The sequence below is a fragment of the Sanguibacter keddieii DSM 10542 genome, assembly GCF_000024925.1.
In the GTDB taxonomy this organism is placed as follows: Bacteria; Actinomycetota; Actinomycetes; order Actinomycetales; family Cellulomonadaceae; genus Sanguibacter; species Sanguibacter keddieii.
Map to the genome: position 1 here is coordinate 2968431 of NC_013521.1, position 23636 is coordinate 2992066.

Genomic DNA, 23636 nt, shown 5'->3' on the forward strand with positions numbered 1-23636 from the left:
CTCACGGGGTCCCGTCGTCCGGGTCCTCGGTCTCTCCCGGCTCCGGCGGTGCCGCCGGCACCACGACCTGGACGGTGGTCTGCGACCCGAGCCGGTCGACCGTCCCGCTGTAGACGACCGTGATCGTGTGGGTACCGGCGGGGAGCCCTGCGGTCGAGCAGGACGCGACGCCGTCCGTCAGCGAGACGGCAGGGCAGGAGACCTGTCCTCCCGGGCTCGAGACCTCCACCGTCCCGGCCGTGGCCGGCGCCCCACCCCAGGCGACCCGCGCCGTGACGTCACCGCCGACCGCAGCGGGCGCTGTCGCCGTCGTGGTCGACGGCCCCCTCGCAGCCGTGACCGAGCGCCCCGCGCTCGTCGACGCGGCGTAGGAGCCCGAGGCGACGAAGCGGGCAGACAGCGTCGCCGGACCCGCGCTCGTGGGGGTGAAGGAAGCCGTCGCGGTGCCTCCGGCGAGGGTACCGGTGGCGACGACGTCCCCGCCCCGGAGGAACTCGACCGACCCCGTGACCGTGCCCCCGCTCGGGGCGGAGACCGTGGCGCTGAGAGTCGTCGGGGTCCCGACGGTCAGGGGTCCCGGGGCGGCCAGGGTGGTGGTGGTCCCGGCCGCGGTGACGGTCACCGTCCTGGACGCCTGGGAGCCCGCGAGCGACGTCGACCCGGAGTACACCGCCGTCACCTCGGTCGCCCCCGGGACGGTCCCGGCCGGGAGGGTCCCGCTGAGCGTCGCCCGGCCCGCCGCATCGACGGCCACGACGTCCAGCTCGGTCCCGGCGAGGGAGAAGGTCACAGTCCCGGTCGCGGTCGCCGCCGAGGACTGCGGCCCGCGCACGGTCGCGACGAGGGTCTTGGCGGTGCCGATCTCCCAGTCCGTCAGCGCAGGAAGGGTGGTCGTGCTGGGGCTCTGGACCGCGAAGGTCACCAGACGGTCGGACTCGCTCGGTGCGATCGTCACCGTCGCCGGGGAGACGGTCGCCCCGGCCACCGTGCTCGGTGTGAGCTCGTAGGTGCCGGCGAGGAGGTAGAGCGTCTCTGCCGACGCCCCGACCGAGACTGTCCTCGTGAGGTCGACGATGGCACCGTCGGTGTCCGAAGGGCTGCCCTCGACGGTCACTGTCAGCTGCGCGCCGCTGTCGGGCCCGGTCGCCGCGAGACGCAGCCGCACCTCGTCGATGGTCGCCTCGAGGGTGGTGTCCCCGGCGTCGAGGACCCGGGTGGTCGACCACGGGTGCCCGGACGCCCCCGTGAAGGTGGCCGTCCACGCGCCCTCGGGCACCTGGTTGAAGATGGTCGTGTACGTCGCTCCGGACCGGACCAGGGGCTGCCCCGCGATGGTGCCCGGCAGCGTCGTGCCGTCCTGCGCCGTGAGGGACACGAGCGTGCCCGTGAGGTCGGAGCCCGACGTGACGGAGACCGTGACGGCTCGGGTCACCTGGAACAGCCGGAGGTCCACGAGGGCCGCCTGCCCTCCGACCACGGTGACCCGCCGGGTCACCGGGCTGTAGCCCGCGGCCTCGACCGAGATGTCGTAGGCACCGTCGGTGAGGTCGCGGAACAGGAAGCTGCCGTCGACCCCTGTCATGGTGTCCGACGTGACTGGCGGGTCCACCGGTGCGTCCGGGTCCGTCGGCGCCGCGGGCACGGCGGTCAGGCGCACCGTCTCGTCCTTGAGCGGGACCGGTGTCCCCGAGCCGCGCTGCCCCGTGACGATGCCGCCGATGGCGTTGGTGTTCGCGACGAGTGGCACGGTGACCGCCGAGTTCGGCTGACCCACCGGTGGGGTGATGCTCACCTGCAACGACCGGTAGCCCGCGCCGGAGATCGACAGGATCGACTGCACGGGCAGCACGTCGGGGAACCGGTACTCGCCACGGTCGCAGGTGGTGGTCGCTGACCCTGTCGCGACCGGCGGGCACGTGGCGGGCACGGACCTGATGCCGTCCTGCAGGACGACGTCGAGCCCCGGGACGGCCTCGCCGTCGATGAGGTCGTTCACCACGAACACCGTGACGGTCACGGGCGTGAACGGCATCGTGACGTCTTTCTCGAACGTGCCGGGTCCGGTGACGTCCACCGTCTGGGCTGGCGGTGCCGTGTAGCCGTCCAGGCGCGCCTGGACGCTCCACCTGCCCGTCTGCAGCCCTTCGAGGGCTGCCGTGCCGGTGATCGAGTAGGCCCCGTCGGCGTCCGTGACCACGGTGAACTCCGCTCCCCCCGGGCCGGTGGCCGTGACGACCGCTCCCGGGAGCTTTCGGAGGACCGGTCTGGTGCCATCTGGGTCGCCGGCGCGCGCCGTCGTCGACCACACGGTCCCTCTGATCGTGCCGAGCCTCGTGAGGAAGACGGGCTGCGCGTCGGTGTCTTCGGCCTTGACGGTGAGCGTGGTGGTCAGACGTGCCATGCCGGCGGCCCGCACGACGACGCGGTAGTCCCCGGAGGGCAGCTCGCCGAACTCCGCCTCGGGCGTGCCCTGCGCCAGGGTCGCGGTCTGCTGGATGCCGTTGCCGCTCACCGTGATCTCGGCCCTGGGCACGGGGGTCGTCCCGACGTCCCCGCACGGCGGCACGGTGAGGGGTTCTGAGCACGTGACCGGCGCGACGGTGAGGCTTCCGAACCGGGCGAGCTTGAAGGTCACCGGGGCGTTCCCCGTCTCGACGACCACGTCGATCGTCTCCTGCACAGGCTCGTGGCCCGCGAGAGTCGCGCGGACCACGTAGGTGCCTGGCCGGGCGAGGGTGCCCGCACCGCTGGCAGGCTGGTTGGCGTCCCGCCACAGCAGCGGGAAGGACGTGCCGCTGGCCGTGGTGACCGCGGAAATGCTCACCGAGGACGCGCCCGGCGGACCGGAGACGACCTCGAAGAGCACCTGCGAGGCGGGTGCCCTCGCGTCCGGACCGTCCCCGGCGAGCGTGAGCGTCCCGGAGAAGGGCTGCCCGACCGGCTGGAGCTCGATGATCGTGGACGTGCCCGAGACGAAGTCCACCCCGGTGAGCGAGAGGGCCTTGTAGTCGAAGGGAGCCTCCGTCCTCGCGGCGACCGTCACGTCGACCTTGTCCGACACGAGCGGCAGGTAGCCGCTCGTGTCGGGCGTCGCCGAGGTCGCGAACTGGCCGTCGTCGTCGGTGACGAGCGTGACGCTCGAGCGGACGGGCGTCACGCCGTCGTAGCCGATGATCCCGGTGACCACGACCTCACGGTCCTCGACCGGTGTCTGGATGCCTGCGGTCAGCTGGGTCATGAGTGCGCCTTGGAACACCCGCACCGTGCGGGTGAGCACGAGCTGCGTCGTGCGCTCCTGGTTGAAGGCCAGCTCGATGCCGGCGATCGACCCTGTGAGCTGGACCCCGTCGTCGTCCTGCCACGTCACGTCGAAGCGGTACGTCCCAGGCTCGAGCATGCTCAGCGCCGCGACACCGTCGACCGAGACCACCGGCGTCCCGGGCGTCCCCGGTGCCCCCGGGACGACAGGCTTGCCGGAGCCGGCGAGCAGGACCGGGGTCACCACAGCCCCGGCGGCGGGCGTGATGGCGCCGGTGCCGCGGTCCACGAGGGTCGTGACCGACAGCCGGGCGAGCCGGTCCAGGGTCACGTCGACGCGACGGACGTCGCCGGGCACGAGCGTCACGGGAGGGATGGTGCCTGAGACGCGGTACTCCGCGCTGCCGGGGAGCACCGTCACGGTGTAGGTGCCCGCCGGCATCGAGGTGATGGTGTAGCCACCGTTGACGCCCGTGAAGGCACAGCGACCGCCGTCGACCTGGCAGGTGTCCGGCGCGGGTGCGGTGCAGCCCCCGGTGGGCGCAGGCTGGCCGGAGGCGACCGCGACGACGCAGGTCCCGTCCGGCACGGCGCCGATGCGGGTGAGCACCGTCCCGCTGAGCGACGGCGACGGGAACAGCGCGACCTGCCCGGCCGAGACGGTCTGCGCCATGGGCACGTTGACCTTGACGCTCGAGCTCTCGTACCCGGGGGCGGAGACGGTGAGCTCGTAGAGCCCGGGGAGCAGGCCGGTGTCGTCGGCGGCGGGGATGACGTACTCGAGGTCGGGCTCCGAGGTGACCGTCACCTGGCGCTGCGTGCCGTCGGGGTTCTGCGCGGTGAGCGAGACCGTGACGAGGCACTCCTCGCCCGGGGCGAGCGCGACGCAGTCGATCTGCCCGTTGGTCCGGGCGTCGCTCGCACGCCCGCGGATGCGCGACGTGTCGACGAGGCCGTCGCCGGCGACCGGGGTGAGGACGAGGTCGGCGCCCACGGTCCCGCCCGACGCGACCGTGACGGTCGTCGACGCGGTGAGGTGGCCGAACAGCTCGGCGGACAGCACGTACTCGCCGGGGACGATGCCGTTGAAGCGGAAGGAGCCGGAGCCGTCGGAGGTCGACATCGTCTTGTAGGCGTCGGTGCCGTTGGTGAGGCTGAGCCCGGCGCCCGAGAGCGCGGTGCCTGCGGTGTCGCGGACGGTGCCCTGCGCGACGCCGCTCGACGAGCCGAGCAGCACGTCCGCGGGGGCGGCCGAGGACTCGGGCCCGAGGTCGAGCTCGAGGGTCTGGGTCGCGAAGCCGGGTGCCTCGACGGTGAGCGTGTAGCTGCCCGGGACCGGCAGGTCGGCGAGGCTGTACGCGCCGGGCCGGCCGGAGGTGAGGGTCGAGGCGGTACGGGTGGTGTCGCCGGCGGTCGCGGTGACCGTCGCGCCGCCGACCCCGGAGACGGCGCCGAGGGCGTCCGGTCCGGTGACGGTCCCGGAGAGGGTCGCGACGCCGTCCTGCAGGCTCAGGGGTGCGGTCGCCGAGCCGCCCGCGGAGAGCGTGACGAGGACGGACTGCGCCCCGAGTCCCGCACCCTGCGCGGTGACGAGGTAGGTGCTGGGGGTCGAGAGGCCGTCGACGGCCCAGGACCCGACGGTGCCGCTCGTGGCCGTCGTGGTGCTCACGGTCGTGGTGCCGTCGCTCAGCACGACCGTCACCCCGCCCGCGCCTGCGCCGTCAGGCCCGGTGACGACGCCGGAGAGGCTGCCGTCGCCCGCGACGAGGGTGACGTCGAGCGCTGCTGCCGCCGCCTCGGCCCCGGAGACGACCTGGCGGACGGTCTGGTAGCCGGGCTTGGACACGGTGACGAGGTAGTTGAGCGTCGGGGCGAGCCCGGCGAAGGCCCAGGCGCCGTCGGAGCCGGTCTCGGTGCTGCGCGCCGCGGAGACGGTCGACGACTGACCTGCGGCCGAGGTCGAGCCCAGCGGGAGCCCGAGCGCCGAGGTCTTGGTGATCGCACGGGCGCTGCCCGAGGACGAGGTGGCGTCGTCGGAGGACGCGAGGGTGCCCGACGTGCCCGTCCCCGCCACGACCGCCGCAGGGACGACGCGGGACGTGCCCGCCCCGCGTGCGGCTCCCCCGCCGCCGCCCGAGGCGGCCGGCGTACCGGCGGCGGTCTGCTGCGTCGTGGTCGGGATGATGCTCGCCGGGGCGATCTGCACCCGGACGCCGGAGGGGTCGTCGGCGGTGACGACACCGCCGACCCGCACGCCGGCGTCGGGCAGGACGCCGTCATCCTCGCCGGGGGCGCCGGAGCCGTCTGCCCCTGAGCCGCCCGCGGCCCCTTCTGTGCCGCCGCTGCCGTCGGGACCGGCAGCAGGATCCGTCACGACGGTCGCCGCGGGCTGCGCGGTCACCGGCTGGTCGCCGGCACGGTCGGTGAACCAGGGCAGCGCGACGAGGAGCCCGCCGCCCCAGAGGACCACGACCATGAGGAGCCCGACCACTCGCATCATCGCCGCGCTGACGAGCGGGCGGGCGGTGACGGTGCCGCTGAACCGGGCAGGTGCCTGGCGGCCCTGGGCGACCACGGAGAAGGTCCTGCGGTCGAGGTGCCCCATGAGCTGCGGGCGCTGGTTGCGGGCCGTCGCCGACATCCGCACGGTCTGGCGCCCGGGGACGGTGAGCGTGCGCGACGGCAGCTCGAGACGCAGGCCGCGGGACGTCTGGGTCTTCACGGTGAGCTCGACCGGCTCGACGCCGGTGTTCGACAGGACCACCGACAGCCTGCGTCGCATGCGCATCCGTGAGTCGGCGGGCTCGACGGTCAGCAGCACCTCGCTCGGTGCGTCGACGACCAGCACACTCTCCGCGAGGGTGGTCGTCGGGCCGGCACCGGGGGCTGCGGACTGCACGACCACCACGAAGGGGTAGTCGCCCGGGACGGCACCGACCACGGGGAGCAGGTCGATCTCGGTCGACACCGTCGCGTCGGGCTCGACCGCCGGGAGCCGCACGGGCTCGGGCGACCAGCCGTCGTCGAGGCCCATGACCGTGACGGTGACGTCGCGGGGCCCGTCGGCGAGGTTGCGGGCGTGCACCCGCAGGGTCGCCGCCCGTCCGGCCGGGGCGTGCGCGCCGGGCTCCACGAGGACGCTCGGGGCGCCGAGGCCGACGGCGGGTGTGGGGGTGATCTGCTCGGTCATGAGAGGGACTCCAGCGTGAAGTCGTACGTCAGGGCGTCGCTCTGACCGATGGTGAGGGCGGGTGAGGTCGCGAGGGCCGAGGTGCCCGTCGCGGACCGCACCTCGATGACGTAGTGCGCCGGGGCGTCGACGTCGGGGAACTGGTAGGTGCCGTCGGCGGCGCTCGTGACCACGGCGCGTGCCGGCGCGGCGGTGCCGAACTCCTCCGCGGTGAAGAGCCGGAGCTCGAGCCCGGCGACGGGCACGCCCTCGGCTCGGACCGTCCCGGAGATCGAGGCGGGCGAGACGAGCTGCGGGTTGAGCTCGACCGTCTGGCCGGCCGTGACGGTGACGATGCTCGACGTCGGCCGGGTGCCCTTGCGGGAGAAGGTCACGGTGTACGTCCCGGGGGCGACGTTCTCGAGCACGAAGGCTCCCACGCTCTCCTGCGGCGTCGAGGCGCTCGTGACCGACAGCGTCGAGGTCCCGGAGGCCGCGGTCACCTGGACGTTGCCCGCCGGGCCGGACTCCTCCGAGCCGACGGCGGTCTGGGTGACCACCCCGGTGATCCGCCCCGTCGCCGCGCGCAGCGTGACGTCCACGGGACCGCCGGTGCTCACGGCCCCGTTGCCGTCGACGGTCACGGAGACCACCTGCGACTCGAGGTCGGCCCGCGAGAAGGTCACCGTGTAGGTAGCCGGGAGCGGCAGCCCGCCGAGGGACCAGGACCCTGCGGGGTCGCTCGACCGGGTCACGGTCTGGCGGGTGACGGCGCCGTCGCTCACGGTGACGGCGACACCGGCGGCGCTGGTCCCGGCTGGGACGGTGACCTGGCCGGAGAGCGTCCCGGCAGACTGCCCGAGCACCACCGACAGCCCGGTGAGCTCCTGGGCCTCCGCGAGGTTGACGCTCAGCGTCGCCGAGGCGTAGCCGGGGGCGCTCACCACGACCGTGAAGGTCGCCGGGGTCTGCAGCCCGCGCAGCACGAAGCTGCCGACGTCGTCCTGGGTGAGGCTCACGGTCTGCACGACGCCCTGGCCGTAGGTCGCCACGACCGTGGCACCGGGCACCGGTCCGGAGGCCGAGGAGACGAGCCCGGAGATCGAGCCGTCCCCCTCGAGCAGGCTGACCTCGAGGCCGGCCCGGTCCTCGCCTGCGGCGACGTCGATGCGGTGCACCTGCGTCGAGAAGCCCGGCTTGGACACGACGAGGTCGTAGACCGCCGGGGAGGGCACGGCCGCGAAGGAGAAGGTGCCGTCCCCGCCGACCGGCGTCGACCGGACCACAGCGCCGTCGCCGGCGGCGGGTGGCGTCGCCGCACCGGCGACGGGGTCGACGAGGCCGTCGAGGACGGCCGCGTCGAGCGGGATCTGCAGCTCTGCGGTCGCCCCGGCGGCGTCGCTGCCGAGCACGGTCCCGGAGACCGTGGCGGGGACGCCGCCGAGGAGCACGGAGAGCCCGGTGACCTGCTGGCCCGCGCTCAGGGTGACGACCTCGGCGTCGGCGTCGGTCGCCCCGGCGGGGTACCAGACCTCGGCGAAGCCGGCCCCGCGCATCCGCAGCTTGTAGTCCCCGGCAGGCAGGTTGGTCACGGCGAAGGCGCCCGCGTCGTCGGATGCTGTGGTGGCGACCACGGCGGTCGTGTCGGACTCGACGAACACCTCGACCGCGACCCCCGAGACCGGCTGCCCGTCCGAGAGCAGCGTGACGGCCCCGGTGAGCCCGGCGGTACCGGTCGACGCCGAGGTGTCGAAGCGTGCCTGGGCGACCTGCAGGGCGAGGTCCCGGTCGGCGGCCGAGCGCGCGAGCACGCTCGTCAGGCCGACGGCGATGACCACCGCGAAGACGGTGACCGCGACCAGCAGGCCGAGCAGCGAGAGCAGGCCTCGGGCGAACAGCGGCTTCTGGACGAAGACGCCCTGGGCGACGGGCCGTGGCTCCTCGCCCTCCGGCGCGGCCGCGCGGCGGACGCCGTCGTCGACGTGCAGCGCGAAGGGCCGGACGGTCATCGAGCCGAAGACGGGACGCTTGGCCTTGGTCCGCAGCCGGCCGGTGACGTGCTCGCCGGGGGCGAGCCGGAAGTCCGGCGGGGTGAAGGTGAAGGTGGTCTTCTTCTCCGGGTCCACGGCCCGGAGCTTCCCGGTGAGGACCGTGTTGCCGTTGTTCTCGACGACCACGCCGAAGTCGGCGCGACGCCCGCCCGTCACCGTGACCGGGTCGAGCCGGACGTCGAGGCCCGGCTGCTCCGGGACCGTGACGACGACCTCCTCGATCGCGACGGCCTGGTCTGCGGTGAGCTCGCGGACCTGCACGGCCATCCGGCGCGGCCCCGCGGGGACGCCGACGGGCAGGGTGAGGCGCATCCGCACCTCGGCCGTCGCGTCCGGGAACAGGCTGATCTCGGGGTCGTCGACGGCCACCCAGTCGGGGTCGGCACCGAGGAACCTCACGGTGTACCCGGAGATCACCTCGCTCGTGTTGGTGACGGTGACCGTCAGCGCGGAGGCGACGCCGGGCACCACCTGCAGGCGGCGGACGGAGAGCTCGACCCTCACTCAGCCCACCCCCGGCACGTCGAGGTCACGGGTGGTCGACGAGCCCGCGGTCACCTGTGCGAGACCGGTGGCCGCGACGGTCCCGGCGCTGCTCACGGTCACGGTGTAGGTCCCGGGTGTCAGCCCGGAGAACGAGTAGGCGCCCGGGGCCTCCCCGCCGCTCTCGGCGACGGTGGTCCAGGTCTTCACGCCGTCGGTGACGACCACCTCGGCGCCGTCGAGCGGTGCGCCCGCGGAGGTGACCCGTCCGGAGATGCCACCGAGGGCCGCCGTCATGCGCACGAGCACCGGCTCCTGGGCTGCGCCGGCCGAGAGCTCGACCGGGATGCTCTGGTCGCCGTACCCCGCGAGCGTGAAGGTCACGGTGTAGGAGCCGGGGACGGCGAGACCGGTGAGGGTGAAGGAGCCGACCTCGCCGCTCGTGAGGGTGGTCGCGGTCACGGGCGTCTCGGTGCCGCCGACGGTGATCGTGGCACCGCCGAGGCCGCGCCCCTCGGCGTCGACGAGCCGGCCGGTGAGGGTGCCGACGCCGTCGCCGAGGACCACCTCGAGGTCGGTCCGGGACTCGCCCGCCGAGAGGTCGACGACGACGGTGCTCTCGCCGAAGCCCTCGCGGGTGAAGGTGACGACGTAGGTGCCGGGCGTCGCGAGGCCGGGGATGACGAAGGTCCCGACGGCGCCGAGGGTCGGCGTGCCGACGACCACGGGGGCCCCGTCGAGGGTGGTCGACACCTCGACGCCGCCGAGCGGGCTCTGCCCGTCGGTGACGAGACCCGAGATCTGGCCGCTCGTGGAGCCGAGGGTGACGTCGGAGGCGAAGCGGCTCTGCCCGCCGGCGAGGGACTCGAGGGTCGTGACCGGCTGGTACCCCTCGGCGGTGAAGCTCAGCTCGTAGGAGCCGGGGGCGGGCAGGTCGACGAAGGAGTAGGTCCCGTCGGCCGCGGTCTCGGTCGTGTGCTCGACGCCCTCGGGCGCACCGGGCCAGGTCGGGCGGGCGACGACGGTGGTGACGACCGGGGCGCGGACGTCGCCGACGGCGACGGTCCCGGAGAGCGTCGCCGGCTGCCCGGTGACGAGGATGTCCTGCCCGTCGCTGACCTGCTGCGCGCGGGCGCGGACGACGGTCGAGCCAGACCTGTCGGGCGAGGCGGGGTACCAGACCTCGTCGTAGCCGTCGGCCGAGGCCCGCAGGTAGTACTGCCCCGGGAACAGGCCGGCGACGGTGTAGGTGCCGTCGGCCTGGGTGGCTGCCGACCCCACGACCACGAGGCCCTGGCGGGACTGCCGCAGGGCCTCGACGGTGATGCGACCGACGCCGCGCCCGTCGTTGACCGCGGTGACGGTCCCGGTGACCGTGCCGCCCACGCCCGACTCGACGAGGCCGTCCTTGGAGAGCGCCCCGGCGGGCGCCCCGCCGTCGGCCCCGGCACCGCCGCCGGCCTCGGCCGTGGCGGCGAAGAACGACGCGGGGGCGACCTTGGTCACCGGGTCGCTGCCGAGGACCCCGCGGATGCCGACGAGGAAGATGGCCGCCCAGACGCAGACGATGGCGAGCAGCACGAGGACCGTCAGCAGGCCGCGGCTGATGAGCGGGCGCTGGCGCAGCATGAGCGAGATGCTCTCGGACTGCTCACCCGCGACCGCGTCGATCCGCAGCGGGCGGTCGCGGTCCGAGCCGAAGAGCTGGCGCGGTCCGGTGGCGACCACGGTCGACGTGACGGACTCCCCCGGGGCCACGGTGGTCGCCGAGGGGGTCACGGTGGTCGTCAGGCTGCGGTCCGCGTCGCGCGCGCGCAGGGACACGTCGAGCGGGACGTTCCCGCGGTTGACGCTCTCGACCGAGAAGGTCCCGCGGCGTCGTGCTCGGACCACGCTCGGGGAGGCCTGGAGCAGCAGCCGGGGGCGGGCGTCGACCACGAGCTCGACGTCGTGGTGCACGGCACGCGCCCCGGGGGCTCGGCCCTGGACCGCGACGGTGACGGGGTGTCGCCCGGCAGGGAACGTCGCCGGGACGGTGAACTCGACGGCGAGCTCGCCCTGTGCGTCGGGGAAGAGCGCGAGGGAGGCAGGCTCGGTGCGCACCATCTCGGGCGGCACGCCGTAGACCGTCGCCCCGATGCCCTCGATGACGGTCTCGGTGTTGACGACCTCGAGGCGGAGCGTGACGGCCTGACCCGGTGCTGCCGTGAGCCGGTCGACCGTGGTGAGGATCCTCATCCCTGGTCGGTCCCCCGCGTGGGCGTCCCGGACCGGCGCGGGCCGATGCCTGGGGTCGTGGCGTCGCCCGGGGTGGGGCGGGGCAGCACGGAGGCCGACGTGCTGACGTCGGTGACGCTCGGGGGTGCCAGCTCCCAGTCGAAGGCGTCGGAGGCGACGGTCACCTGCAGGACGAAGCCCGCCCGGTGCGGTGCACCGAGGCTGCGCCACAGGTGGGTGACGGCGAGGACGTCGTCCGCGGCGAGGGCCACCTGGACCGAGGACGAGAGCTCGGCCTCGACCGCCCACTCGGGGAGGACCTGCGCGGTCATGAGGCGGGTGAGGACGTCGCCGAGCAGCCCGTGCTCGGCGCGGACGTCCTCGGCCCAGCTGCTCACGAGGTAGCTCAGCTGGACGAGCGGGAGCGGTGCGCGCCGCTCGATGCGGCCCTCGGAGGACGCGCGCGGGGCGGAGGCCCGTGGCGGCTGGGGGCTGCGGGTGATCCCGACGAGGAACATGCTCACCGTGCGACCGGTGGTCTGCTCCGCCCAGGCCGGCGTGGGCGGGTCGAAGGACACGGTGGCCTGGTGCCCGGAGAGCGGGACCGCGCGGTCCAGGTAGGCGGTGAGGGCGTCTTCGACGGCGGGGATGAGCACGCGTCCTGCCACCTTCCTCTCGCCGTCCGTCGACCTCGTCGGCACCGAGCAGGCACCGCAGCGTGGGGCTCCGGGCCGCGCACGCCTCACCGTACGGAGGTCAGCCCGCGGGCGGCATCGGTAATCGCTACCGAAGTTCGCCGTCGGCTCAGCCGATGAAGGTCTTGGTGGCGCCCGGCAGGAGCACCTGGACCACTCCCCCGTAGGCGCACTGGCACATGCTCGACTGCTGCACCGTGGGCGCTCCGCCGACCAGCGTCTTGGCCGACCCGGGCGACCACGGCCCGGTGAGCACCGGCACGCACGGCATGGGGACGAGCACCCCGAGGGCGGCGGCGGTCGCGGTGGCGACGCTGGGGTTGGCGAGCGACATGCACATGCCGAAGGTCGGCACGTTGACCAGCGGCAGCATGTCGCGGACCGTGGCCACCGGCTTGCCCTCGACGAGCACCCGGCTGACGGGCAGCACCGTGAGCGTGGCCGGGGCCGCGCCCATCGCGCAGACGACCTGGGCGGTGGTGACGACGGCGGGTGCTCCCACGTGAGGCTCCTCGATCGGTGGTCGGTGGTGGCGTGCGGTGAAGAGAGCGCGGCGGTGCGCGGCTAGGTGCCGGTGCCCTCGACGGAGCCGGTGAGCGTCGCGCCGGTGGTGGTGACGAAGCAGAGGACGTCACGGTCCGGGCCCTGGTCCCAGCCTCGCGCGGAGGGCAGCAGGTAGGTGAAGTAGAGCGTGGAGTCCCGGTAGTCGACCCCGACGTAGTCCTCGAAGGCCTCGGCGCAGGCACCGTCGGCGAAGGTCACGAGCGCGGCGTCCCCGGGGAAGTCGCCCACGGTGCCGTCGGGCGCGGTGTAGGCGACCTTGGCGTAGACCTCTTGCTGGTGGGCCACGTCGCAGGGCACGCGGGTGAGCGTCTCGACCTCGGTGGTCACCTCGGGCTGCGCGAGGACGCAGGCCCCGGGCTCGAGGTCCAGGACCGAGACCCCCTCGGAGTCGTCGTCGCCGGAGCACGCCGCGAGCGCGAGCGCACCGACGACGAGGGCGCCTGCGGCGAGTGCCCGGGAGGAGGTCAGGGTGCGGCGGGGCGCAGGCCGGTGGTGTGCGCCGGCGAGGCGTCCTGGTCCGTGCACGCCTGCTCCTGTCGTCTGCTGGTGCCGTCCGTCGTCAGGAGCGGTCTGGTCCATGGTCGGCCCGACGGGGTCGTGGCCACCAGCGCAATCACTACTGAACTTGGGGGCGTGAGAGACCCCGGCCGCGGGAGGAGCGGAGACCAACGGGGTCTCAGGAGAAGCCCGGCATCAGCAGGTCTGGCGTCAGTAGGTCTGGGGGTCGACGACGTGGAGCAGGTGGGCGAGGAGGCGCTCGAGCTCGGCGACCTCGGCGGGGGTGAGGCCGTCGAGGACGGCGGCCTCCTGGGCGACGTGCGGCGCGAAGAGCCTGTCGACGAGCTCTTCGCCTGCGGGCGTGAGGGTGACGAGCACGACCCGGCGGTCGCGGTCGGAGCCGGTGCGCTCGACGAGGCCGTCGCGGGTGAGGCGGTCGAGGCGCTTGGTGATGGCGGCGCCGGAGGCGCTGGTGACGGTCGTGATCTCGCTGGGGCGCAGGGGCCTGCCGGCGCGACGCAGGGCGGTGAGCAGGTCGAACTCGCCGCGGGTGAGTCCCTCGGGGGCGAGGGTGGTGTCGCTCGCGGCGGTGAGCGCGGCGGCGATGCGCTGCACGCGACCGAGGACGAGGACGGGCGAGACGTCGAGGTCGGGCCGGCGCTCGGCCCACTGGGCGACGACGCGTTCGGTGAAGTCCACCACCAACTCCTTCACGGGTAAAACATCTGTGAAATACTCGTCCCAGACTACCCGCACCCGACCGAGAGGACCGCGCCACCCCGTGCCGACCACCAAGACGCCGACCATGAAGACGCCGCCCCTGAAGACAGAGACGAGCCAGACCCGCACGACCGCCGCTCCGCCGCCGCCCCAGGCGCCGGCCACGCGCCGGGCGGCCGCCCGCGGCGTGCTCTCGACGAGCCACCTCACCGCCGCGCTCACCATGCAGCCGGCCGACGCGACGGTCGCCGCCGCGATCCGTGCCGGCCTGGCCGTCGGTGGTGCTCTCGTCGTCGGGCACCTCTCCGGGCTCCCTGGCGCCGCGGGCTTCGCCGCACTCGGCGCGCTCGCCTCGGTCTACGTCCGGTGGGCCCCCTACCGGCGCCGCGCGGAGCTGGTCGGTCTCGCGGGCCTCATGATCACCGGCTCGGTGCTCGTCGCCTCGCTCACGGCCCTCGCCGGGTGGCCGGCGCCGGTCGAGATGCTCGTCGTGTCGCTCGTGGCCGCCGGGACCAGCCTGCTCACCCTCGCGGTGCGCACCGGGCCGCCGGGACCCGTCATGGCGATCTTCGCGGCCGGGGCTGCGGTCGCCGGGGACCCGAGCCTCGCCGACGTCGGCGTCCGGACCGGCGCCACGCTCGGCGGCGCCGTCCTCGCGTGGCTGGTCTGCATGTCGGGCTACGTCCTGCGCCCCAGCGAGCCTGCCGCACTGGCCGTGCGACGCGCCCTGCGGTCCGAGCCGCTCGACCCGGTGCGCCTGTCACAGGCCCGCGAGGTGCTCGCGGACGACCTCAGCCACCGACGCACCGCCCCTGCCGCCCGCGACCTCGCGCTCCTGCTCGCCGAGGTCGAGAGCGGCGAGAGCGCGTCGGTGACCGTGGACTCGCACCTCGCCGTCCCGGAGCGCCGCACGCTCCTCGACGTCGCCCGAGCGACCGTGCGCTCGGGCGAGGTGACGGTGCCCGTCCTGCGGATCGGCGCCGGCGCGCTGGTGGCCTCCCTCGCGGCGCTCGCCCTCGGCTGGGGGCACCCGGCGTGGGCCGCCGTCGGCGCGGCGGCCGCACTCCAGGGACGGCACGTCCACACCAACACCCCGCGCGCGCTGCAGCGTGCCGTCGGCACGGCGGTCGGCGCGCTCCTCGCCTGGCCGCTGCTCGAGGCGCACCTGGGGTTCTGGGCGGTCGTCGCGGTGGTCGTGGCGCTCCAGGTGGTCACCGAGCTGCTGGTGCTGCGCAACTACGCGGTCGCGATGCTCGTCATCACGCCGATGGCACTGCTGATGACGTCGCTCGGGGCTCCGGCGGACGGGTCGCTCGCGCTCGACCGAGCACTGACGACCGTCCTCGGGGCGGCCGTCGGGGTGCTCATGACGGTCGTGGTCCACGACCGCTGGGAGCAGGCACCGGGGCACTAGCAGGGTCCGGCTAGCGACGCTCCCCTCGGAGGAGGTCGAGCTGCTGCTGGGCGATCGTCCGAACCCCGACCAGGACCAGCCCGGCGAGAAGGAACCCCACCCCGATCCCGAAGATCACCAGACCCACCACGGCCTGGTTCTGGGCGTTGTCGAAGTACCCGCGAGGCCCCGTGGCCATGAAGTGGACGGCACCGAAGAAGAGGAACACCGGGGAGATCGCCAGGAGGGCCGTCGCCACGCCGGGGAGCCGCACCCGGGGAGAGCTCGCGACAGCGACCTCTGCACCTGATGGCTGGCGGTCGTCGTGTGCAGCAGATGGGGTCGTCATGCCCGGAGCCTAACCACTCCCTCGTGGCCCCGCGTATGGGGACTGGTGCCCGCTGTCGTCACGACGTCGCTCCCCGACTCGCGTGCGGTCTGCTCCGCCTGCCGGACCTCCTCGACCCGAGCCTCCCCTCCGCCCGCGGGGGCACAGGGGAGGTCGCACGCTCATCCTGGGAGTGGACGCGGAGGACCGCCTCGGATTCCTACTGTGGGCCACATGATCGCGAACCCGACAAGTAGTGCGCCTGACGCCGTGAGACGTCCCGAGCGGCAGGCAGAGACGTGGGCGCGCGCCGCAGCGGTCGTCCTGGCGAGCTTCGCGATCGGGATGCTGACCTTCTTCGCCCAGGGGATCCTCCCCGATGCTCTGACCTCGTTCGCGAACTCCGCGTCCGGCTGGACCTTGGTCACCGTCCTCCTGCTCGCCTGGGCTCGACCGTCCACGCCGCTCGCGGCGGCGCTCGGAGCCGTGAGCTTCGGCGTGCTGACTGTGGGCTACTCAGCCTCGGCCCACCTGCACGGCCTGTTCTACGACCCGACGGTGTTCGTCGTCGTCGGCGTCGTCGTCGGGCCCTTCGTCGGGGTGGCGACCAGCTGGCTCCGGGCAGGCTCCGAGTGGCGTGCCACCGCAGGTACCGCGCTGCTGGCGGGGATCGGTCTCGGCGAGGCCTTCTACGGGCTGACCGCTGTCGCTGAGACGACCAGCCCCGTCTACTGGAGCACGATCGGGGTGGTAGCGCTCGGGCTCCTCGTCGTGATGCTGGTCCGCCGCATCCGCAGCACCCTCGCCCGAGGGGCGGCCGTGGTCGGCGCCGCTGCCGTCGCCGGAGCATTTCTTGCCGCCTACAGCGCGCTGGGGGCCACCTCCTTCTCGTGAGACGAGGCATCGAGCCCGACTCGTGAGCCGCGCACGTCCTCGCCCAGGTTAGGCTAACCTCATCTCACCTCCCCGTCTTTCCAGCCCCGCTCTGCAGGCTGACCTCCCCCTCTGAGGATCGACATGCCCCTCTCCCCGACCCGCCTCACCCGTCGATCACGCGTCCGCGCCACAGCCGGCTTCGCCGTCGCAGCGCTCACGCTGGCCGGGTGCTCGACGACCACCGAGGCCACGACGTCTGCGGCAGGTGGCGCGGGTGCATCGGCGCAGACGGTCACCGTCGAGGACTACTTCGGAGATGTCGAGATCCCCGCCGAACCCCTCCGGGTGGTGGCGGCGGACCCGATCTCGCTGTCTCTCATGCTCTCTCTCGACGTCGAGCCCGTCGCCGCGTCGTTCAACCCGCTCGCCGCGCCAGCGCACCTGGGCGACCTCTCGGCGATCGAGAACATCGCCGGCGCCGACGGCGGGTTCGCCCCCGACCTGGAGAAGATCCTCGCTCAGGACCCGGACCTCGTGGTCGTCGTCGCGGGCTACGACGGCGAGGGCGACGAGGCGTGGAACAAGGAGACCTACGACCGCATCGCGGCGACCGGGATCCCCACCTACGGCTTCGCCTACGACGACGGGGTGTCGATCGACGACGTCGCCAGCGGTGTCTCGTCCGTCGCCTCGGCACTCGGCAAGACCGACGAGGGTGACGCGCTCATGGCCGCGCTCGACGAGCGCATGGCCGCGCTCACCGAGCGCGTCGACGCAGCAGGGCTGGACGTCCTCCCGGTGTCGGCGGTCAGGCTGAGCGCCGACGGAGCCTACTCGATCCGGGTCGGCACGGGTGAGAGCATCGCGTTCCGAGGCGCAGGGCTGTCCCAGCCCGAGGGCCAGCAGGACCCCACGGCGTTCCGCATCGACCTCTCCGCGGAGAACCTCGACCTCCTCGACTCCGCGGACACCCTCTTCGTGTACACCGACGACGGCGCCGAGACCGAGAAGGACACCATCACCTCGTCCCCGCTGTGGCCCACCCTCGCCGCAGTCCGCGAGGACCGTGTGCACTGGGTGGACGCGAGCGTCTGGAACGCGTCAGACCCCATCGCCCTGAACATGATCCTCGACGACATCGAGACGATGTTCGTCGAGCCCGGCGAGCAGCAGGCGGCCGGGTGACGACCCCCGCGGGCCGCCCCGGGTACGTCCTCGCGCGCGTCGTCGACACGCTCCGCCTGACGCCGTCGTTCATCCGGGTGGAGCTCCGCACCGAAGGGCCCGGATCGATCTCCTCCAGCGGCATCCCCGACGAGATCGTGCACCTGTACTTCCCGGCGGACGGTGAGGCGTCACCGCCGCTGATGACGCTGGAGGACGGCGTCCTCGCCCACCACGAGCCCGGAGCAGCGCGCGAGTCGCGCAACTACACGGTCCGGCGCTGGGACCGCGACCTCGTCACGATCGACTTCGTCGACCACGGTGACGGGCTCGCGGCGTCCTGGGCGCGGTCGGCCCAGCCAGGGCAGGTGCTCGGGGTGTGGGGCACCCGCGCGTGGTACAGCCCGCCGGCCGAGACCGACTGGATGCTACTCGTCGCCGACCTCCCCGGGATCCCCGCGCTGCTCCGCATCCTCGAGCAGCGGCCCGCCGGCGTCCGGGTGCACGCCGTCGCCGAGGTCGCGCACCACGACGACATCCTCGAGCACGCCGAGGATCCTGCCGTGACGATCGACTGGATCGTCGCGGGCAACGGTCGCTCGGCCTCCCTCATGGCGGAGGCCGCGATCTCCTACGGGCCGCCGCCCGGCGACGGCTACGTGTGGTTCGCCGGCGAGGCGTCCGTCGGCCGGAGCCTGCGCAAGCACTTCCGCGGCGAGCGGCAGATGGACGCACACCGTCTGGCGCTCGTCGGGTACTGGAGAGACGACAAGGAACGCTGGCTGACCCGGTACCACGAGCAGTCAGACGCTCTCCTGGCGGACTACGAGCGCGCCACGCTCGGAGCCCGCACAGAGGCCGAGGCCGAGATCTACTGGGACGAGATCCTCGAGCGCGCAGGGCTCTGAGGGTCCTCGGGGCGCAGAGCGACGCCGACATCACCCCTGCACGAGACCGCCGGCTCGGTGGCCGTGCTCACCGGCGTGGTGCAGGTCCGTCCTCCGGGATCGCCGTCTGACCTGACCGTGGGGGACCTCCAGTGATGATCACGCGAGCGCGGGCGGCAACGCTCCGATCTGGCCGAGCAGGCTGAGCAGGTCGGGCTGCCCGGTCTCGTCGACGATCAGCCCGTCCGAGAACCGGTAGAAGTTGCTCGCCCCGACGGCTACCTGCTTGCCCGTGGCCGCGACACCCAGGAACTCACCTCGGTGCGTGCCGCGGAGCTCGAAACGAGCCGCCACCTGGCCTCCTTCGACGACGAGCTGCTCGAGGGACCACTGGACGTCGGGGAACGCACCTCGCATGACCTCGAGGATCTGGAGGTAGCCCTCGAGACCTCGGAGGGGCGTGGGTGAGAACGGGGTCAGGAACGCTGCGTCTGGAGAGATCACCTCACGGCCCATCGAGGGGTCGCCGCTGTTGATGAACTCCACGAATCGCTGCATCGTCTCGCGCAGGTCGGTGGTCATGGTGCTCCGATCGTCGAAGGGTGGGGAACTCTCCACGCAATGTACTTTACATAGCAAGGACACGATGTAGGGTGCGGGGACCGGAGGACGGCCCCCTGGTGTCGACATGGAGGTGTGCGGATGAGCGCTCACGAGTACTTCGCTGCGCTGGTGCGTCACGAGACCGACCTGTGGAACACGGTGGAGAAGCGGATGCGTGGCGAGGGGGTGCTGAGCCTGGCGCGCCTGGAGGTGCTGCGTGTCATCGCAGCGGCACCGGCCGGCGCTCGGGTGCAGGACGTCGCCGACGGGGTCGGCACCTCGATCGCCGCGTCGAGCAGGCTCCTGGACCGTCTCGACGCCGACGGGCTCCTCGACCGCACGCCCGACCCGGTCGACCGGCGCAGCGTCCGCAGCACCCTGTCTCCTCTCGGACGGTCAGCCCTGGCCATCGCGAGCGAGCGCTTCTCCGAGGCCCTCGACTCCGTCTTGAGTGCCGCAGACGCCGAGGTGATCGCCGCTGGCGTGGCCGCGATCGAACGCATGCAGACGGCGCTGGAGTCGAGCCGATGACCCGCACGATGCGCGCGGTCGTCGTCGACGGCCCCGGCGGCCCTGAGGTCCTGCGTCTCCGAGACGTACCCGTACCGGTCCCGGGCGAGGGCCAGGTCTTGATCCGGGTGGAGGCGTTCGGGCTCAACCGCTCGGAGCTCCACTTCCGCCGCGGGGTCGGCCACTTCGGCAGCTTCCCGCGCGTGCCCGGCATCGAGGCCGTGGGTACCGTCGAGGCGGCACCTGGCGGTGAGTACGAGCCCGGGGCCCAGGTCGCGGCCCTCATGGGCGGGATGGGGCGGACCTTCGACGGCGGCTACGCCGAGTACACCCTCGTGCCGACCAGCAGCGTCGTACCGTTCACCAGCACCCTCGACTGGGCGGTGCTCGGCGCCGTCCCGGAGATGCTGCAGACCGCCCACGGCTCCCTCACCGTCGGGGTGGACACCCGACCCGGGGACACCGTGCTGGTGCGCGGCGGCACCTCGTCGGTCGGTCTCGCGTGCATCGTCCTGGCCAAGCGGATCGGTGCGTCCGTGATCGCCACCACCCGCAACCCCGGGCGCGCTGACATGCTCCGAGGCATCGGCGCCGACCACGTGGTCATCGACACCGGGACCATCGCCGGGCAGGTCCGCGAGATCTCACCACGAGGCGTCGACGGGGCGGTCGAGCTCATCGGGACAGACACCCTGCCCGACACCTTGCGGGCGACCGCCGTGCACGGCATCGTCTCCTTCAGCGGGATGCTCGCAGACGCCTGGACCATCCCCGACTTCTACCCGATGGCCGTGATCCCGAACGGGGTCCGGCTCACCGCGTACTCCGGCGAAGCCAGCGACCTCCCCGCCCGAGTGCTCCAGGAGTTCCTCGACGACGTCGCCGCAGGCACCGCGACCGTCCCGATCGCGAAGGTCTACGCGCTCGACGACATCGTCCAGGCCCACCACGACATGGAGGACGGAGCACGGTCGGGCAAGCTCGTGGTCACCACACGGTGACCCTCGACCCGAGGAAGTCACGGATGAGGTCGGCGACCTCGTGGACGGCGCTCTCGAGCAGGAAGTGCCCGCCCGGGACGAGGTGGACCTCGGCGTCAGGCAGGTCTCGGCTGAACGCCCGCGCACCGTCGGGGCCGAAGATCTCGTCACCCTCGCCCCAGACGGCCAGCAGGGGCACCTGGCTGGTCCGGAAGTACTCGTGGACCTGGGGGTACAGGGCGACGTTGGTGGCGTAGTCGCGGAAGAGCGCCAGCTGGACGAGGTCGTTGCCGGGGCGCGAGACCAGGGCGTGGTCGTGGACCCATGCCTCGGGGTCGACGAGCGTGGTGTCGGCGACCCCGTGCACGTACTGCCAGCGGATCGCGTCGAGGCTCAGGGCCCCGCGGATCGCCGCCTCGGTCGTGGCGTCCTGCGAGCGCTGGTACGCGATCACCGGCTCCCAGAAGTCCTCGACAAAGCCTTCGTCGTAGGCGTTGCCGCTCTGGGTGATGATCGCCGTGATCGCCTCAGGCCGCCGCAGGGCGAGCCGCCAGCCGACGGGTGCACCGTAGTCCTGGACGTAGATCGCGTAACGATCCACCCCGAGGTCGGCGAGCAGTCCCTCGGTGATGTCGGCCAGCAGGTCGAAGCTGTAGTCGACCTCGCTCGTGCTCGGTGCGTCAGAGAGCCCGAAGCCGAGGTGGTCGGGGGCGACGACGTGGAAGCGGTCGGCGAGCAGCGGGATCAGGTGACGGAACATGGACGAGCTCGTCGGGTACCCGTGCAGGAGCACGAGGGTGGGGGCGGCCGGGTCGCCCGCCTCACGGTAGAAGATCTGGTGCCCGTCGACGGTGCGCTGACGGTGGTGGACCTGGACCATGTCTAACTCCTTCATCTGCCGTATGTGGTTAGACACAACCTAGGGCGCGCTCTCTAACCTGTCAATCGGGACCCTTGGGGTTAGACTGGGGGTATGGTTGACGTCTCCCCGAACGAGCTCCTGCTCCTCGCCCTGCTCAACTCGACCCCCCGAGAGGGCGACGAGATCGTCGACGCCCTGGGCGACGACGCGGGCGCCGCCACCTGGACCCTGGAGCACGGTGGCACCGGGACGCTCCGCGAGGTGGGGCTGGTCCGCGAGGTCCGCGAGGCGCTCCAGGGAGTCGTCCGCGGAGACGCCGGACCTCAGTCGCTCGCCCCGTTCCTCCGAGACGTCAGCCAGGTCCCGACGATCACCTCGGTCACCCTGCAGTGGCAGCTGCAGGCGCCCGACGACAGCCTCCTCGCCGCCCGCGCCGTCATCGCCTGGAGCGAGCTCGAGCAGACCCGACCGGGCAGGCTCCGCTCGTGCGGCAACCCCGACTGCCGCCTGTTCCTCGTCGACCGCAGCCACGGCAACCGTGCGCAGTGGTGCTCGATGGCCGTCTGCGGGAACCGCATGAAGGCGCGTCGCCACTACGACCGGAAGCGCGAGGCCACCGCCGTCCCGCCGGCGCCCTAGGTCTGACCGAGACCCACGGACGCAGGTGCTCGAGGGGTCAGCCCGCGAGGACCTCTCTCAGCGCGTCGGACGCAGGCGTCGGTTCTCCGTCGTCGAGCAGGAGGTCGTGGCCCTGCTGGAGGGCCCCGTCGTCGTCGACCCACCAGTCGTACGTGTCGTCCACTCCCCACGTCGTGTAGGAGACGCAGGTGTCCGAGCGGAGGCAGGCGGCGAGCACCGTGGCGTACTGCTCCGCCTGGACGGCCTGGCCCTCGCTGTCCGTGACGTCGTTCTCGGAGATCCTGACGAGCAGCCCGGCGTCCTCGACGCTGGCGAAGGTCGTCGCGAGATCGCCGGCCGAGAGGGCGTCGGTGTCGAGCTCGTAGACGTGAGCCTGGAGGCCCACGCCGTCGATGTGCCCACCCTGCGCGTTCGTGTCGAGGGCGAGCTGGAGCAGGGCGTCCTGTCGGGGACCCGGCACGTCGGCGCCGTTCTCGTTGATGAACTGCCTGACGTCCGGGTCTGCGGCGTGCACCGCCTGCGAGACGACCGCCGGGTAGGTCGGCCCGAAGACACGGAACCAGACGTTCTCCTGCAGGCTGGTCCCCTGGTCGAGGTCGAACGGTTCGTTGACGACGTCGAGCGAGTCGAGCCGGCCCCGGAAGTGCATGACGACGGTGGTCACGTAGTCGAGCAGGGCGTCGGCGCTCTCCTGGCGCTCCTGCTCGGTGCCGGTGGGAAGCTCACGCATCCACCGCGGCATCGCCTCGGTGAAGGCGATGGTGTGGCCGTGCACGGCGATCCCCGCGCTCTCCGCGAGGTCGAGGAGGGCGTCAGCCTCCTCGAAGGTGTACTCGCCCTGCCGCGGGGAGAGCGCCTGCGGCTTCATCGCGTTCTCCGGGGTGAGTGCCCCGAAGTCGCCCACGACGGCGCTCGCGTACTCCGCGTCCGAGACGAACGGGCCGAGGGCTACCGCAGCGCCGACGAGGAAGTCCGGGCGGGAGCCGGCGGCCAGAGCCTGCAGACCGTCCGGAGACGGTTCCGCGTCGTCCGCGACGGGACCCGCGGTGGCCAGGGACGCACCGCTCGGCGCAGAGGCCACGAGCGAGCGGACCGTGAAGGCCCCCTCCTCGCTCGACAACCCCAGCCAGAGCTCACCGGAGTCGAAGACGTCGCCGAGGGGCAGCGACGACACCGTCTCGCCGTCGCTCGCGATCTCGAGCAGGTCGCCGGAACGGTGCACGGAGAGCGGCGCCGAGGTGTCGAGGACCGTGACGTGCTCGTCGTGGGCCGGCTGCGGGTCGGTCACGTCCTGCGGGTGCGAGCCGTCGAAGACGGCGATCCGGAGGTCGTCGCCACGGAGCGTGAGGTGGAGAGCCGCGGGCTCGATCCGGAACTCGTCCGCGATCACCGGCGGGCTGTCGTAGACGACCAGGGTGGCGTCGGCTGTCACGTCCGTGAACGAGGCGCGGAGCGTGAAGTCCTCCGGAGCGACCAGGTGCGTCCCCGCGAGGTTGACCGGCGGGTCTGGCTGGCCTCCCCCGCCGTCCTGCTCGACGATGCTCCGCCCGGTCGCCGTCACCCGCAGACCTGTGCCGTCCGCGACGACCCCGAGCACGTGCTCCCAGTCCTGCTGCAGCAGGTCGACGACGGTGCCCTCGTCGGACGGCGAGCCCGACGGGCTGCAGCCCACCAGGGCACAGAGAAGACCGACGACCGCAGTGCTCGCCACGCGGCGCCGCGCGGTCAGGGCCGCCATG

Annotated in this window: 18 protein-coding genes; 7 read left to right on the plus strand and 11 right to left on the minus strand. The window is 73.0% G+C overall.

From position 1 onward, the window contains the following. Position 1: 1 nt before the first annotated feature. The 7 genes from SKED_RS13070 to SKED_RS13100 all read right to left on the minus strand — a co-directional run bounded on the left by SKED_RS13070 (position 2) and on the right by SKED_RS13100 (position 13634). On the minus strand, positions 2-6448 hold the full coding sequence (locus SKED_RS13070; protein ID WP_012867637.1) for a carboxypeptidase regulatory-like domain-containing protein: 6447 nt from the start codon (positions 6446-6448) through the stop codon (positions 2-4). Beyond that, complete coding sequence (locus tag SKED_RS13075) at positions 6445-8982, minus strand: carboxypeptidase-like regulatory domain-containing protein (protein ID WP_012867638.1); 2538 nt, start codon at positions 8980-8982, stop codon at positions 6445-6447. The genes SKED_RS13070 and SKED_RS13075 overlap by 4 nt, the downstream gene beginning before the upstream one ends. Then, positions 8983-11199 carry a carboxypeptidase-like regulatory domain-containing protein gene (locus SKED_RS13080; protein ID WP_012867639.1) on the minus strand — a complete coding sequence of 739 codons (2217 nt, stop codon included), beginning with the start codon at positions 11197-11199 and terminating at the stop codon, positions 8983-8985. After that, positions 11196-11834, minus strand: a complete 639-nt coding sequence (locus SKED_RS13085; RefSeq protein ID WP_042438056.1) for a Pvc16 family protein — start codon at positions 11832-11834, stop codon at positions 11196-11198. The genes SKED_RS13080 and SKED_RS13085 overlap by 4 nt, the downstream gene beginning before the upstream one ends. Positions 11835-11982: 148 nt before the next feature. Continuing rightward, complete coding sequence (locus SKED_RS13090) at positions 11983-12375, minus strand: DUF4280 domain-containing protein (protein ID WP_012867641.1); 393 nt, start codon at positions 12373-12375, stop codon at positions 11983-11985. 62 nt (positions 12376-12437) lie between these two features. Then, positions 12438-12962: a septum formation family protein gene (locus SKED_RS13095; protein ID WP_042439248.1), complete on the minus strand. Its 525-nt coding sequence runs from the start codon at positions 12960-12962 to the stop codon at positions 12438-12440. Between the two features lie 183 nt (positions 12963-13145). Further along, complete coding sequence (locus SKED_RS13100; RefSeq protein ID WP_012867643.1) at positions 13146-13634, minus strand: MarR family winged helix-turn-helix transcriptional regulator; 489 nt, start codon at positions 13632-13634, stop codon at positions 13146-13148. 82 nt (positions 13635-13716) lie between these two features. Between SKED_RS13100 and SKED_RS13105 the strand changes: the two genes are divergently transcribed. Then, positions 13717-15069 (plus strand): FUSC family protein, encoded by a 1353-nt coding sequence (locus SKED_RS13105; protein ID WP_012867644.1) that lies wholly within the window; start codon positions 13717-13719, stop codon positions 15067-15069. Positions 15070-15079: 10 nt separating this feature from the next. Here the strand turns inward: SKED_RS13105 and SKED_RS13110 are convergent, their stop codons facing one another. Then, a complete protein-coding gene (locus SKED_RS13110) occupies positions 15080-15397 on the minus strand; it encodes a hypothetical protein (protein ID WP_143755736.1) in 318 nt (105 codons plus the stop codon). Positions 15398-15610: 213 nt separating this feature from the next. Here SKED_RS13110 and SKED_RS13115 point away from each other — a divergent pair, with 213 nt between their 5' ends. The 3 genes from SKED_RS13115 (at position 15611) to SKED_RS20035 (ending at position 18324) form a co-directional block, all read left to right on the plus strand. Continuing rightward, positions 15611-16270: a DUF6518 family protein gene (locus tag SKED_RS13115; RefSeq protein WP_143755737.1), complete on the plus strand. Its 660-nt coding sequence runs from the start codon at positions 15611-15613 to the stop codon at positions 16268-16270. A gap of 123 nt (positions 16271-16393) precedes the next feature. After that, positions 16394-17437, plus strand: coding sequence for an ABC transporter substrate-binding protein (locus SKED_RS13120; RefSeq protein WP_012867647.1), 1044 nt, complete (start codon positions 16394-16396; stop codon positions 17435-17437). Next, positions 17434-18324, plus strand: a complete 891-nt coding sequence (locus SKED_RS20035; protein ID WP_012867648.1) for a siderophore-interacting protein — start codon at positions 17434-17436, stop codon at positions 18322-18324. Before SKED_RS13120 ends, SKED_RS20035 begins: the two co-directional genes overlap by 4 nt. Before the next feature lie 138 nt (positions 18325-18462). On the opposite strand, the gene SKED_RS13130 is transcribed toward SKED_RS20035, so the two are convergent. Next, entirely contained in the window at positions 18463-18885 is a 423-nt protein-coding gene (locus SKED_RS13130) for an ester cyclase (protein WP_012867649.1), read from the minus strand. A 120-nt stretch (positions 18886-19005) separates the two neighbouring features. Here SKED_RS13130 and SKED_RS13135 point away from each other — a divergent pair, with 120 nt between their 5' ends. Together SKED_RS13135 and SKED_RS13140 are read left to right on the plus strand one after the other, a co-directional pair. Next, positions 19006-19437, plus strand: a complete 432-nt coding sequence (locus SKED_RS13135; RefSeq protein ID WP_012867650.1) for a MarR family winged helix-turn-helix transcriptional regulator — start codon at positions 19006-19008, stop codon at positions 19435-19437. Next, positions 19434-20417, plus strand: a complete 984-nt coding sequence (locus SKED_RS13140) for a zinc-binding alcohol dehydrogenase family protein (protein ID WP_012867651.1) — start codon at positions 19434-19436, stop codon at positions 20415-20417. The genes SKED_RS13135 and SKED_RS13140 overlap by 4 nt, the downstream gene beginning before the upstream one ends. Here the strand turns inward: SKED_RS13140 and SKED_RS13145 are convergent. Continuing rightward, positions 20404-21276, minus strand: coding sequence for an alpha/beta fold hydrolase (locus SKED_RS13145; protein ID WP_012867652.1), 873 nt, complete (start codon positions 21274-21276; stop codon positions 20404-20406). The two genes, SKED_RS13140 and SKED_RS13145, sit on opposite strands and share 14 nt — an antisense overlap. A 93-nt stretch (positions 21277-21369) precedes the next feature. Here SKED_RS13145 and SKED_RS13150 point away from each other — a divergent pair, with 93 nt between their 5' ends. Then, positions 21370-21897 (plus strand): CGNR zinc finger domain-containing protein, encoded by a 528-nt coding sequence (locus SKED_RS13150; protein ID WP_012867653.1) that lies wholly within the window; start codon positions 21370-21372, stop codon positions 21895-21897. A gap of 37 nt (positions 21898-21934) precedes the next feature. On the opposite strand, the gene SKED_RS13155 is transcribed toward SKED_RS13150, so the two are convergent. After that, positions 21935-23635: an endo-1,4-beta-xylanase gene (locus tag SKED_RS13155; protein ID WP_012867654.1), complete on the minus strand. Its 1701-nt coding sequence runs from the start codon at positions 23633-23635 to the stop codon at positions 21935-21937. Position 23636: the final 1 nt, after the last annotated feature.